The organism is Methyloceanibacter marginalis, from assembly GCF_001723295.1.
GTDB lineage: Bacteria > Pseudomonadota > Alphaproteobacteria > Rhizobiales > Methyloligellaceae > Methyloceanibacter > Methyloceanibacter marginalis.
In genome coordinates, this window is record NZ_LPWD01000452.1 from 1 (window position 1) to 13070 (window position 13070).

Here is a 13070-nt window from a genome sequence, read left to right on the forward strand (position 1 = left end):
TACTTGACGACCCAGACTTCCTTACCGGTCTGGCCATCGAGGGCAATCACGAAACCGTCGAGAGTGCCATACACGAACTTGCCATCGGCATAGGAGCCGCCACGGTTGACGGTGTCGCAGCAAGCGCGCGGCACAGCCGACTCGTCACGGTCGGTCTTCTTCACGTAGGACCAAACCTGCTTCGGGTTGTCAGGATCCGTAAGATCAAGAGCCTGGACCACGTTACAGTTGGACATGGCCGGGCAACCAGAGACCATGAACAACATGGTCTTGCCGCCAACGTCCTTAATCACAAGCGGTGAACCCTCGTGACCGCGAAGGGCATTGGTGCCCTGCAGCCAAGCCATCTGCAGCTTGTTAATGTTCTTCGTATTGATGTCGGAAAGCGTGCTGTGACGTGTCAGAGCAAAATCGCGACCAGGGGCAGGCCACTGGTCGGGATCAGCCATACGCTTCAGCTGCTCCTCATCGGTATTCATTGACATAGCCTGACCAGACAGACCCATCGTCATTGCGACGAGGGTGCCGGCCAAAATACCGAACTTCATTTTCATGTCGTTTTCCTCCCTAGCTACTCAGTTCACTAAACTGAAAGCCACTCCTTGCTGTGTTGCCTGGACACCTCCCTTTGAGCGGGAAATTTTGGTAGCCGGCTCTTCTTAATATCCTCCGTCCGGCCTATTCAGTAGGTCCGGTTTGAGATATGGTATGGGCCGGTCATCGCGACCTGGAGCCAGCGGAGTGGGTTCGGATGGGTAAAGGCGCGACGTTAGCGATCGAGGTGAAGCGAGAGGGTCGCGAACCGATTTTTCTCGCCCTGTCCCGCGCCATCATCGCCGAGATTGAACGAGGCCGGCTCAAACCTGGCGATCCGCTACCCGGGACCCGCGCTCTATCATGCAGCCTTACGCTTAATCGCAACACGGTCGACGCGGCCTATCACGAACTCATCATGCAGGGCTGGCTCGTCACCGAGGCTTCTCGTGGGACCTTTGTCGCGCACGACTTGCCGGACTTCGGCCGTGAGCGTCAGCTTGCGGGTCCGGTTGATGTCGCAGTCGTCAAGAGCGTCGGTCCAAGACGACAAGTTCTGCGCCTTTCGGATGGTCTGCCTGATCCACGGATTGCCCCGACCGCTTCGCTTAGCCGGGCGTTTCGCCGGGCGCTAACATCTCCGTCGTTCCTCAGTGGCGCTTATGGTGATCCGCGGGGCAACGAGGTGCTTCGCGAAGCGCTCGCTCACTATCTGAAGGACGAACGCGGACTTACTCTTAGTCCTGAAGACATACTGATTGCCCGGGGAAGTCAGATGGCCTTGTTCCTCGCAGCTTCAGCCATTGCGGAGCCAGGCACGGCGATTGCCGTCGAGACGCCGGGATATCCGTTGGCTTGGGCGGCTTTCCGTGCGGCCGGTGCCCGCGTTATCGGCATTCCGGTTGACGACGGCGGTATCAGCCTTAATTCGTTGGAGCAGGTTGCGGCACGGGCGCCGCATCTCAAGGCGGTCTATGTGACGCCGCATCACCAGTACCCGACGACAGTCACACTCGGTGCGGCCCGCCGACTACGCCTTCTCGATCTGGCTCGACGGTTTCGCTTAACCATAATCGAAGACGACTACGATCACGAATATCGCTTCGATGGACACCCAGTGCTTCCCCTCGCCGCCCACGCGGATCGAAACGCGACTGTTATTTATGTTGGCTCCTTGTCGAAGATTCTCGCCCCAGGCATTCGGGTTGGCTATGCAGTCGCGCCGCCGGCCATTCTGCGCCGCATGAGCGACAGACGCGAGGCAGTCGACCGACAGGGCGACCTTCCTCTGGAACTTGCGCTCGGAGAACTGATCACCGATGGCACGCTCAGACGGCACACCCGCAAAGCGCGCCGTGTCTATCACGAACGGCGCGATCATTTAGCAGCCCTACTCCTTAAGCGCTTTTCGAATGATTCAGAATTTGTCCTTCCTGCGGGTGGGCTAGCAATCTGGCTTCGTCTGAAGCCGGGTCTGGGTGCCGAAGCCTGGGCCCAGAAGGCAGCAGGCCTTGGTCTTTCGCTTCTACCCGGCGCTCATTTCGCACTGAACGCCACACGCGCGCCCGAGGCCTTCCGTCTGGGGTTCGCCACCCTTAACGAAGCCGAGATTGGGAAAGCGGTTACTCTACTACTTAAGGCAAAGCCTGACGTCTAGCGGAGGGCGCGCTTCTTCGCGTGCTCAACATGGAATTCGGCGAAGTCTGATATTGCCTGCGGTATTCAAACCCTTGTGCCAGTTGCGGTCCGTCCAATAAACCCCCTCGAGGATCTTGGGGAAGCGCTCCGATGGGATGCGTAGCCGTGCTGCGCCCAGATGGCGCTGGTCGAGAGACTTTGCATCAGGTGGCACGCTATCGAAGATATAGAAAAGCACAGTCGATCGCGTCTTGCGATCTTTGCGTGGTAAGCACATCACAGTTTCGGAACAATGACAGCCATCCCTAACGAGACGCATGTCGACACTGGCCAAACGGACTCTGATCCGTGCTACCCCCATCTCATTGAAGACAGCTAGACCACCCTGGTGATCGTCTGTTGCTCGGTGGGCCAGACCCGTTTTTATCGCCGACCAATTTGAGCACACCTCCACCCGGTAATCGCCGTCAATATTGGGGAATAGTCGCCACAACCAAGGAAGACGACACAATAATGGGAACACCGCGGTTTGACCCGCCAAGAAGCAAAGTGCGCAGGCCGACAAAACCAGCATAGACAGAACCCACCATATCGACTGCTCAGGCAGCAGGCTCCAGGATTGTACTAAGAGCGCGATCGCCAGGACGGCGTTTAGGTAAAGGATCGACCGCAGCAGACTTTGGGCGTTGGAGAGCCCGAAAGTTCTGATGTACCTCGCCGCATGCATGGCTGTCGGCCCTTCCTTAGAGTCCGGGCGCGAGCGCCGCCTCCTGCGAGGAGGCCGTGAACCCCTGTTCAAGATCGTCAATCAGATCGCTAATGGCTCGAGGCCAATAGAGAGACGAAGAAGGCTGTCGCCGATCCCGGCCGCTTTGAGACCTTCTTCTCCCATCCCGACATGTGTCATCGTCGCCGGATGAGCGATCAGGCTTTCTATGCCGCCCAACGACTCCGCCAGGGTGAAGACGCTCAGGGACTCGACGAAACGGCGTACGGCCACCACGCCTCCCTTGAGCTCGAAGCTCAGCATGGCGCCAAATCCCGATTGTTGCAGTTTGGCTATGGCATGGCCCGGATGTGAGAGAAGCCCGGGATAGTGCACGGCGGCGACTTCAGGATGACCAGATAAATAGGTGGCTACCTGCATAGAATTTGCCTGCTGCCTTTCCATCCGAGGGTAAAGCGTCCGCAGACCGCGTAGCGTGAGATAAGAATCGAAGGGCGCCCCCGTTACACCCGTGATGTTCGCCCAAGCTGCGAAGGCCTCCACATCGGTGACCTCGCCGGCAACAATCGCCCCTCCGACGACGTCCGAGTGCCCATTTAGGTACTTGGTCGTGGAATGAACCACGAAGTCTGCTCCAAGCGCGAGGGGCCGCTGAAGCGCGGGCGACAAGAACGTGTTGTCAACGGCAGTCTTTGCACCGACCTGTTTGGCGCGTGCCGAGATGGAAGCGATATCCACAATACGCATGAGCGGATTGCTCGGCGTCTCGATCAAAACCAACGCTGGGTATTGCTCTAGCGCCGCTTCCAGCGCCGCGTCGTCTGCCTGGTCCACAAAAGCGACGGAGAAATGGTGCCGGTCTCGTCGCGCCGCGAGGAGTCGATAGGTTCCGCCATAGCAATCATGGGGGGCTACCACGAGTTCGTCGGGTTCGAGCCTGGACAAAAGCAAGTTTATGGCCGACATGCCCGACGAGGTTACGATGGCGCCAGCACCGCCCTCAAGACGCGCGATGGTGTCGGCCAGGAGCGCTCGGCTTGGATTGGATGTGCGTGAGTAGTCGTACGGGCCGCTTTGCTCAAATCCCGGGAACGCGAAGGTGCTCGACAGAAATATAGGAGGCGTAACCGCACCAAAGGATTCGTCCGATGCGATTCCATTGCTGGCAGCGATGGTTTCAGGCTCTGGGGTCTTCGGCATATTTCACCAAGGGCTATCAGTCGGGCAACTCGACCATACGCAGATAGGGTCTCAGCTCCTGCCAGCCTTGCGGAAACTGCTCTTTGGCCTGTTCGTCGGTTAACGCGGGCGAGATAATGACTGGCTTGCCCGGCTCCCAATTGACGGGGGTCGCGACTTTGGCCCAGTCGCTAAGCTGCACGCTATCGATAGCCCGGACAATCTCCGCAAAGTTGCGGCCCGCGCTCGGCGGATAAATCAGGATCAGTCGAACGCGTTTTGCCGGATCGATGAGGAAGACCGCTCTCACGGTCACGGTGGGATCCGAGTCCGGGTGGATCATTCCATAGAGGTTCGCCACGTGCTTGTCGGCATCCGCCAACAACGGAAAATTTAGGGCGTGACCTTGCGTCTCGGCGATGTCCTCCGCCCACGCGCCGTGACTTTCCAAAGGATCGACGGAAAGGCCGATCGCCTTGACGTGGCGCTTCTCCCATTCAGGTTTTAGTCGCGCGACCTCGGCGAGTTCGGTCGTGCAGACCGGGGTGAAGTTCTTGGGATGGCTAAAAAGCAGTCCCCAAGAGTTGCCCAGCCATTCGTGAAAGCGAATGAGACCTTCCGTGCTCTGCTGGTCGAAGTCTGGCGCGGTTTGGCCGAGTTGAAGGGACATGGACTTTCTCCTTGCGGTCTTTTCACCCGCGGCGATCACGGGCTGTTATCTTGCGTGGTGTTCAGGTACCCGGCGCGCAGCACGAAATCGCCGAAATGCTCGTAGACGTTTCGCTCGCGTGCGTAATGAGCGATGACGCCACCGAGCTTGTCGAGGATGGCGTCCTCGCCGATATTTTCCAGAACGAGCTTATTGAGCCGCTGGCCGTGAAAGCCACCGCCGAGATAGAGGTTGTATTTCCCGGGGGCTCGGCCGGTGAGGCCAATATCGGAGATGTATGGCCGGGCACATCCGTTCGGGCAGCCCGTCATGCGAATGGTGATTGGCTCGTCATAGAGATCGTGCTGGCTCAGGATCTCCTCGATCTTGGTGATGAGTTCGGGCAGATAACGCTCCGCCTCCGCCATGGCCAGTCCGCAGGTCGGGAAGGCCACGCAGGCCATTGCGTTGAGGCGCAGGCCGCTTCCCCTGTTCAGTTCTGACAGACCGTGCGCTCTGAGTAGGCCTTCGATCTGATCTCGATCCGCTTTTGCGATATTTGAGATGATGAGGTTCTGATTGGGCGTGACCCGGAATTCGCCCTTATGCATGCGGGCGATCGCTCGCAGGCCGTCTAGCAGCCGGCAATCCGGCGCATTCGTGATCCGGCCATTCTGAATGAAGAGCGTGAAGTGCTGGAGACCGTCTTCGCCACGCTGCCAGCCAAGGCTGTCGCTGTTCGAGGTGAAGTTATACGGGCGTGCCGCGCCGAGCTCGAAGCCCAGCCGCGTCTCGATCTCGGCCTTCACCCACTCGAGCCCTTTGTCGTCAATCGTGTACTTGAAGCGGGCGCGGGCACGATCGGAACGATCGCCATAGTCCCGCTGAACCTCCATGACGGCGTCGATGGTCGAAAGGACGCGGCCCACGGCCACGAAACCAACGACGTCGGCGAGCCGCGGATAGGAGTTCTGGTTGCGATCGATGCGCCCCATGCCGCCGCCGATCGCAACATTGAATCCGACAAGCTTACCCTGCTCGATAATGGCGATGAAGCCGAGGTCCTGGGCGTATACGTCGATGTCGTTGATCGGGGGAATCACAAACCCGATCTTAAACTTGCGGGGCATGTAGGTGCGCCCGTAAAGCGGCTCTTCCGGACTAGCTGTGGGCGTACGCTCCTCTTCGTACCAAATCTCTCTGTAGGCGCCTGTCTTCGGCGTGGCGTGATCGCTCGAGCGCTTGGCGATATCATAAAGCTCGGCGTGCAGCGTAGACAGGCGCGGATTGACCGAGCACATGACGCCCCGACAATCGTCCCCGCATGCGGCCCTCGTATCAAGCAGGACGTCACGCAGCCCTTGAATGGTGGGCCGGAGGTTGCTCTTGAGAACTCGGTGTAGCTGGAACGTCTGACGGGTCGTGACGCGCAGGCTCTCTGCAGCGTAATCGCGGGCGAGCGCGTCGAGTTTGAGCCATTGAGACGGACTGCATACGCCCCCGGGCAGCCGCACGCGCACCATAAAACCGTAAGCCGGCTCTAATTTCTGCCTGCGCCTTTCGTCCCTGACATCACGGTCATCCTGAAGATAAAGCCCATGAAACTTCATGAGCTTTGAATCTTCACCGAGAACCGCGCGCGTAACAGGGTCCCCGAGTCCCTCCACAATGCCGCCGCGCAGCTGGTCGCTGTTTGCTTTCAGGGTTTCATCTGGATGGAGTTTCTCCAGCGGCTGAGAAACGTCGCGGCTGCGATCCGGCATAGGCGCGGTATGACTCTCAATAGACATCGACTTGGTACCGGCGATGGCTCTGCATCTCGCCGAGATACTCGGCCGCTGACACATCGCTATAGCCGCCTTCTTGCTTGAGGATGTCGATCAGGGTCGTATGAATAGCTGGCGCGAGCTCGCGGCCGCCGCAGACATAAAGCGAGGCGCCCTCCTCGAACCAGGCGTAGACGTCTCGCGCATTTTCCGCCAATCGGTGCTGGACGTAGTACTTCTTTTCCTCGTCACGCGAAAAAGCGACCTGCATGCGCGTCAGTATCCCGTCCTTCAGCCATTGCTGCCATTCGGTCTGGTAGAGAAAGTCCGTGTGGAAGTTTCGGTCGCCGAAGACGAGCCAGGACCGGCCCGACGCACCACGAGCCTCCCGCTCCTGTAAAAAGGCACGGTAGGGCGCGACCCCCGTCCCTGCCCCGATCATCAGAATCGGCGCGTCGTCCGCCGGAAGACGAAAGCGCGGGTTGGGCTGAATGTAGACCGACACCATGGAGCTCGGCGCACACTGGTCGGCCAGATATCCCGTGGCGACGCCGGACCGCGCCTCGCCGTGGAGATCGAAACGAACCGTCGCGACGGTAAGATGCACTTCATCCGGGCAAAGGACGGCTCGAGGCAACGGAATAGAGCCTCGGACGCATGGTACGAAGTCCGCCAACGAAGCCTCCGGCTCGACCCCGTCCCCGGGGTAACGTCTGACGATATCGATAATATGATTCCGGAGCAGAAACTCACTTCGCGCTTCGGCCTGTTCGTTGCCCCGCAGCGCGATCAATTCTTCCGCGCCCGTTAGGTCGGCCCACTGGTTGATGAAGCGCGTAGTTCCAACCGTGATTTCGTAGTCTTCAGTCAGTGCCTGGCCGAGACCAACCGCCTTGTCCCTGACGGACACTTCGGCGTCCGCCGATAAATGTAGCGTTTCGAGAAGGGCGTCGACCAATCTCGGATCGTTTCGGGGAATGATGCCCAGGGCGTCACCCGGTTCGAATCTGAGATCCGACCCCTCGACCGACATTTCGATGTGACGCGTCTCCTTACTCGAACCTCGCCCGGTCAGCACAATGTTCTCGATGATGCTGGCTTGAAACGGATGGCGCTGATCGATGATTGCGGCGGACGGCTTACTCTGCGGGGCTGCGTCCGCCGCGCGACCGCCAAATTGCTGACCGTCACGCGTCTTTTTGAGCTTCTCCGTGACGGTCTTAATCCATTCGGCGGCTGCATCTTCAAAATCCACGTCGCAGTCCACGCGGTCGAAAAGGCGCTCCGCCCCGAGCACCGCAAGCCTCTGGTCGAGGCGCTTGCCGGCTTCGCAATACTGCTCATAGGTGGAATCGCCGAGCGCGAGGACGGCGTAGCGAATGCCCTCCAGGGACGGGGCCTTATTGCCCTCGACGTACTCGAAGAAATCGAGAGCCGTCGCCGGAGGATCGCCTTCGCCGTGCGTGCTGGTGATGATGAGCACGTCACGCTCGTTCTTGAGCTGGCGGGTCTTGTAGTTCGCCATATCGATGACGGCCCCGGTTAGTCCCTCTTTTCGAAGAGCGTCACCGAGCGCTGAAGCCATCTCGCCGCTGTTGCCCGTCTCGCTGCCGAACAGAATCGTGATCGTGCGGGATGTGGTCTCGCTCGCAGCGATCTGGAAATCTCGCTCATTCGGCCGATTGGCTTCGCCTGTAAGGGCAATTTCTCGCAGCCGATGATCGACGCCGGCGAAGTACCCGCTGAGCCACAGCGCCTGCTCGGCATTGAGGTTGCTGGCCAGTTCCTTGATGCGCTGCCACTGCTCCTCGGTGAGGCCAGGGCCATGAAAATCGAAAGCGGTCATGTCTGCGGGTTTAGCGTGCACGAAATGCGTCTGCGAGCCGGCTTCGTTGCCCGCAGAACCTCTTTGGATACCTTGACGCCTCAGATCGCCGCAGGCAAATGAATGTTATTCGTCATTTAATGCAGTATTTTTGTTGTGAAGACAGGTCCGTGCGCATTCCCCTCCTCACTACCGCTCGTACTCGAGGGCCTCACTTTCGGTAACTATGACATCCATGGGAACGTCATGAGGCTGGGGATGGATGGTCTCTAGTCTCGACTGTGCGTACCCCACACCGATGATGCGCGGCCTATTTGGCGCGACCGCAAGAGTGCGGTCAAAATATCCGCCGCCATAGCCGAGCCGATAGCCTGCGCAGTCGAAACCCACGAGCGGGACGATAACAATATCGGGGTCGACTTCGGCCCCGCTGGCAGGATGGGGGATATTCCAGATACCCTTTTCAAGAGGATCACTGGCTCGCCACAGGCGGAAGCGCAGCGCCGTGTTCTTTTCTACGATGACCGGCAGAGCGCCACGCGCACCTCGTATTCCCAGCGAACTCAGCCAGGGCCGAAGATCGGGCTCGCCTTTGCAGGGCCAGTAGCCGCTGACCGTGCAATTTGTGAGGTCCGGCAAGAATCGGTTCAGGCGCTCGGCCATCTGCCGCGCATAAAGACTTCGGATGGCCACACCGAGCCCCAGCCGGTCGGCAATCAGCCGGTCCCGCTGCGTCCTTCGCCAGCGTGGCAGGTCATCCGGTTGATCCTCTGCCTGGCTTTCCAGCTCATCCAGAAAGCACGGCGGCGACGAAAGTCGACTGCGACGCATTATCAAAGAGCCCGCTATGGCAAGCTTCCCTTTTGCTGGGTCGTATTGTCGCGACGTTCCGTCAGGTCAGGCAAACGAATATAATCGGTTCTTAGCTGCATTATTTTTGCTAACTAGTCGACAATGGACATCGAGCTCGCAAGAACGTTTCTCACCATCGTCAGGACTCGGAGCTTCGTGCGCGCGGCCGAGCAGCTTAACGTCAGCCAGACGACCATCAGCGCCCGCGTGCGTTCGCTCGAAGAGAGGCTGGGCAGGACGTTGTTCGTCCGCAACAAGAGCGGCGCGTCGCTGACTCCAGCCGGCGAGCAATTCCTCCGCTACGCACCGACCTTCGTCCAACTGTGGGAACGGGCACGCCATCAGGTCGCCGTCCCACCGGGCTACCAAGCAGTACTCGCCATCGGCGGGGAACTCATCTTGTGGCATCCCTGGATGCTCGAATGGCTGCACTGGATGCGCAAGACGGCCCCGGAGATCGCACTGCGGGTTCAGGTCGACCTGCCCGAACCTCTCATGGAGCAAGTCACCAACGGGGTTCTCGATCTCGCTATCATGTATGCCCCGCAGCAGCGGCCGGGTGTTCGCGTGGAGCCGCTGCTGGAAGAGAAGCTCGTTCTCGTCACAACAGATCCCGAGCCGGCTGGCTGCACGCGGGAGAATTATGTCTATGTCGATTGGGGCCCTGAATTTGCGAACCATCATGCCATGGCCTTCCCCGAGATCGGCAATCCTGGGATTGTTGTGGGCGGCCTCGGCTTACTTGGACTGAATTACATCTTGGAAGGCGGCGGCTGCGGCTATTTCCGACAGCGTCTAGTAGAACCCCACCTCAAGTCTGGAAAGCTCCATCTTGTTTCTGGCGCCCCAAGCTTCTTCTATCCAGTCTATGCGGTCTGCTCGGCACAAAGCGACGACGAACTTCTGCAGATTGCACTGAAGGGCCTGAGGGCCATCATGACTGAGCCGCCGCCAGTGACATGATCGAGCATTCGTGTCATCGGCGGATGCGGCCGCTCCAAAACATATGACGTCCTTGGAGAGCTACATCATATTGATTGCGGCGGGCCTTGGAGCGGGCGTCCTCAATACCGTTGCCGGCGGCGGGACCTTTCTGACTCTTCCCGCATTCCTGCTCGTTGGCATTCCACCCATCACGGCAAATGCATCCAGTGCCGTCGTTATATGCCCCGGATATCTCGGCAGCGTCCTGGGCTTCCTCAAGGAACTCCGACAGCTTGACGCATCTCAGCTTTTCAAGACGACAGTGACCGCCATGCTCGGCGCGTTTGCGGGGCTTTGCTGCTTGTCGCATCATCCGACGCCGCATTCACGTTTGTCGTTCCCTTTCTTCTGTTGTTCGCTACATTAGCCTTCGCGTTCGCAAATCCCTTGCAACATTTGCTGCGGCGCATGCCGGTATCTCTTCGTGCCCATAAACTTAGTGGAACATTCGTTGTTTCCATCTACGGCGGCTATTTCAACGGTGGCCTCGGAATCATGCTGCTGGGATTATTCTCGCTTTGGGGTATGACGAATTTGGATGAAATGAATGCTCTGAAGAGCGGCGTCTCGTTCGTGTTGTCTGTCGTGTCTTTCGTGATTTTTGCTGTTGCCGGACTTGTCGCGTGGCCTCAGGCTGGGGTCATGATGATCGCTGCGATTATTGGCGGCTATTGCGGCGCACCTCTTGCGCGGATGCTCCCTGCTCTAGTCATTAGAAGTCTCGTTGTGGGAATTGGGCTCAGCACGAGTCTTTTGTTTCTTATCAGGGCAATTTAACAGTCGTCCATCTACTGGCCGACGGTGAACAATGCGCGTCCATCGCTGGCGATAAACAAAGAGAACACAGCTATCCAAATGACACCGGAGAACATCAATAGGGGTAGATGGAAGTCCGGCATGAAGGGAGCTGTCACTCGCGAAACCGCTGACAACGTTATCAGCAGGTAGAGGGTCATGGCGATGGGGCCAGCTGCCAAGCTCGCCCGGTGTGTCCGCGGATTGCACGGGTCATGACCGCTAGCGTCATAGTTCCGATGCCGCCGACTGCGACGGCATGAATACCCACGGGATAGGGTATCGCCACTGGAAATAAGGCGGCACATCCAACTAAAAGCAGCCCGATGGCCACCCATGCATAGCCGAGATGCAAGATCCAAAGTATGGGCTCATAGCGCGTGCGCCATCCGCGCCAACGAAGCAACCGTGCGAAACTGAACAGGCCGGCGACGACCAACGCTACGCCAGCAAACTGGGCGTCAGGACTTGCAACCCACAATCCAAGCCCAGCCAGAACTAGGATTATCGTGCCCACGTCAAAACGATTGAGTGGAGTGGGCATGACATCGCTTCCCCTCTTTGCCAGCCAATTTCGCGTGAAACTCGGAATGATCCGGCCCCCAACAAGGCTAATCAATAAGATGAACGTGGCCAGGCCCAGCCGCTCTCCCAACGCACCGCTTTGCGCGAGCCCATTTGGTTCGAGCTGGGTTAGCGCGTTCGCGACGATCAGAACGGCAACCGCAACAGGGAGTGGAAAGTGTCGCCAATTCCGCCCCGCAACGATCTCACGGAGCACGACAGAGAAGAGAATCAACAGAAACGAGAGATCGATGAGGGCGGCAAGAAGACCGCCGATCAGGGCGGATGTCGCCATGGCAGCCCGGCCAAGTAGCCAAACACCAGACAAAACGATGAGCGGCGCGCCCTGGAGAGGCATGCGCCCCGTCCAATTCGGTATTGCCGTCAACACGAAGCCCGCCATGGCGGCGGTAGCAAAGCCGAACAGCATTTCGTGCGCATGCCAACGGGTTGGCGGAAAAATGGTTGGCAGGGACGCATCCCCACGAACGATCAAGAGCCAAATTGAAACGGCGAGCACTGCCCAGACGCCCGCGCCCAGGAAAAACGGCCTGAACCCCTGACTGAACAACGCGGGACCGCTGAAACCTCTATAACGAGGGATGCCGTGCATCAGGGCAACTCCCAGCGACGCGGATGACGCCAGCACGCATGGCCGGTGAGAGGCGCATCATGACCGGGTCTCGGTCCGCTTCTCAAGAAACTGCTTGAGCGCGACAGCCTGATTGTGAAGCGTATCCTTGGCACCGAACACCAGTGTCACTGGCCCCTTGCGGCACTCGGCCGCCAGCTCATCGATTGCATTCGGCAGCTTGTCGAGTTCCCGATGATACCGCTCCTTGAAACCACTCCATCGTGCCGGATCGTGACCGAACCATTTCCTGAGCTGCGCACTTGGAGCCAAATCCTTCGCCCAGCGGTGCAAACGCAACTCCTCTTTGGTGATCCCCCGCGGCCAGACACGATCCACGAGTATCCGCCGCCCGTCGCTCTTCGCCGACGGCTCGTAAGCCCGCTTGAGTTTGATCTGAAGAGATCCGACGACGCCCATTGCCATCTCCTTGCGGTGCCATTCCTACCGCACGCGAGGCAGGGTCTGGAACGTGTGGAAGGGCGGCGGCGATGGCAATGTCCACTCAAGTGTCGTTGCGCCTGCACCCCAAGGATTTGCCGCGGCCCTGCGCCTAACCCAGAACGTGTTGGCGACGCCAACGAAGAACACGAGGAAGCCGGCGAAGGCAGTGTAGGCGCCAATCGATGCCACAAAGTTCCAGCCGGCGAAGGTGTCCGGATAGTCGGCAATGCGACGTGGCATGCCCGCAAGGCCAAGGAAGTGCATCGGGAAGAACGCTATATTCGCCCCGACAAACATAAGCCAAAAGTGCAGCTTGCCCAACGTCTCCGAGTACATGTATCCGGTGATCTTCGGGCACCAATAGTACCAGCCAGCAAAGATTGCGAAGACAGCCCCAACCGACAACACGTAGTGGAAGTGAGCGACCACGTAATACGTATCGTGAAGGGAACGGTCGACGCCGGCGTTTGCTAGGACGACGC

9 protein-coding genes and 3 pseudogenes are annotated in these 13070 nt (G+C 58.9%); 3 read left to right on the forward strand and 9 right to left on the reverse strand.

Going from position 1 to position 13070, the window contains the following annotated elements:
* Positions 1-554, reverse strand: a pseudogene (locus AUC71_RS15860) (PQQ-dependent dehydrogenase, methanol/ethanol family); the annotation flags it as partial.
* Between the two features lie 197 nt (positions 555-751).
* On the opposite strand from AUC71_RS15860, the gene pdxR reads away from it, so the two are divergent.
* Complete coding sequence (gene pdxR, locus AUC71_RS15865) at positions 752-2191, forward strand: MocR-like pyridoxine biosynthesis transcription factor PdxR (RefSeq protein WP_069625035.1); 1440 nt, start codon at positions 752-754, stop codon at positions 2189-2191.
* A gap of 789 nt (positions 2192-2980) precedes the next feature.
* Here pdxR and metB read toward each other — a convergent pair.
* The 5 genes from metB to AUC71_RS15890 form a co-directional block, all read right to left on the reverse strand.
* The gene (metB, locus tag AUC71_RS15870) at positions 2981-4099 is read right to left on the reverse strand and encodes a cystathionine gamma-synthase (protein ID WP_083238508.1); all 1119 of its coding nucleotides are present in this window, start codon (positions 4097-4099) and stop codon (positions 2981-2983) included.
* Between the two features lie 16 nt (positions 4100-4115).
* On the reverse strand, positions 4116-4748 hold the full coding sequence (locus tag AUC71_RS15875) for a peroxiredoxin (RefSeq protein WP_069625029.1): 633 nt from the start codon (positions 4746-4748) through the stop codon (positions 4116-4118).
* A 35-nt stretch (positions 4749-4783) separates the two neighbouring features.
* Positions 4784-6490: an NADPH-dependent assimilatory sulfite reductase hemoprotein subunit gene (locus tag AUC71_RS15880; protein ID WP_425283405.1), complete on the reverse strand. Its 1707-nt coding sequence runs from the start codon at positions 6488-6490 to the stop codon at positions 4784-4786.
* A gap of 16 nt (positions 6491-6506) precedes the next feature.
* Complete coding sequence (locus tag AUC71_RS15885; protein ID WP_342021879.1) at positions 6507-8339, reverse strand: diflavin oxidoreductase; 1833 nt, start codon at positions 8337-8339, stop codon at positions 6507-6509.
* A 168-nt stretch (positions 8340-8507) separates the two neighbouring features.
* Positions 8508-9149 carry a 5-formyltetrahydrofolate cyclo-ligase gene (locus AUC71_RS15890; protein ID WP_069625031.1) on the reverse strand — a complete coding sequence of 214 codons (642 nt, stop codon included), beginning with the start codon at positions 9147-9149 and terminating at the stop codon, positions 8508-8510.
* A 123-nt stretch (positions 9150-9272) separates the two neighbouring features.
* Here AUC71_RS15890 and AUC71_RS15895 point away from each other — a divergent pair, with 123 nt between their 5' ends.
* Both AUC71_RS15895 and AUC71_RS15900 read left to right on the forward strand, forming a co-directional pair.
* Positions 9273-10133, forward strand: coding sequence for a LysR family transcriptional regulator (locus AUC71_RS15895; protein ID WP_069625032.1), 861 nt, complete (start codon positions 9273-9275; stop codon positions 10131-10133).
* Between the two features lie 43 nt (positions 10134-10176).
* A pseudogene (locus tag AUC71_RS15900) lies at positions 10177-10931 on the forward strand (sulfite exporter TauE/SafE family protein).
* An 11-nt stretch (positions 10932-10942) separates the two neighbouring features.
* Here the strand turns inward: AUC71_RS15900 and AUC71_RS15905 are convergent.
* The 3 genes and pseudogenes from AUC71_RS15905 to AUC71_RS15915 form a co-directional block, all read right to left on the reverse strand.
* Positions 10943-12126 (reverse strand): annotated as a pseudogene (locus AUC71_RS15905) (NnrS family protein).
* Positions 12127-12183: 57 nt separating this feature from the next.
* Positions 12184-12570, reverse strand: a complete 387-nt coding sequence (locus AUC71_RS15910; protein WP_069625033.1) for a DUF488 domain-containing protein — start codon at positions 12568-12570, stop codon at positions 12184-12186.
* A gap of 18 nt (positions 12571-12588) precedes the next feature.
* Positions 12589-13070: cbb3-type cytochrome c oxidase subunit I (locus AUC71_RS15915; RefSeq protein WP_193427056.1), on the reverse strand; the 482-nt coding region annotated here is incomplete at its 5' end.

Coding starts and splice junctions, on each gene's coding strand:
- AUC71_RS15880 (WP_425283405.1), bottom strand. CDS start 6,490: ATGCCGGATCGCAGCCGCGACGTTTCTCAGCCGCTGGAGAAACTCCAT.
- AUC71_RS15910 (WP_069625033.1), bottom strand. CDS start 12,570: ATGGCAATGGGCGTCGTCGGATCTCTTCAGATCAAACTCAAGCGGGCT.
- AUC71_RS15890 (WP_069625031.1), bottom strand. CDS start 9,149: ATGCGTCGCAGTCGACTTTCGTCGCCGCCGTGCTTTCTGGATGAGCTG.
- AUC71_RS15895 (WP_069625032.1), top strand. CDS start 9,273: ATGGACATCGAGCTCGCAAGAACGTTTCTCACCATCGTCAGGACTCGG.
- AUC71_RS15885 (WP_342021879.1), bottom strand. CDS start 8,339: ATGACCGCTTTCGATTTTCATGGCCCTGGCCTCACCGAGGAGCAGTGG.
- pdxR (WP_069625035.1), top strand. CDS start 752: ATGGGTAAAGGCGCGACGTTAGCGATCGAGGTGAAGCGAGAGGGTCGC.
- metB (WP_083238508.1), bottom strand. CDS start 4,099: ATGCCGAAGACCCCAGAGCCTGAAACCATCGCTGCCAGCAATGGAATC.
- AUC71_RS15875 (WP_069625029.1), bottom strand. CDS start 4,748: ATGTCCCTTCAACTCGGCCAAACCGCGCCAGACTTCGACCAGCAGAGC.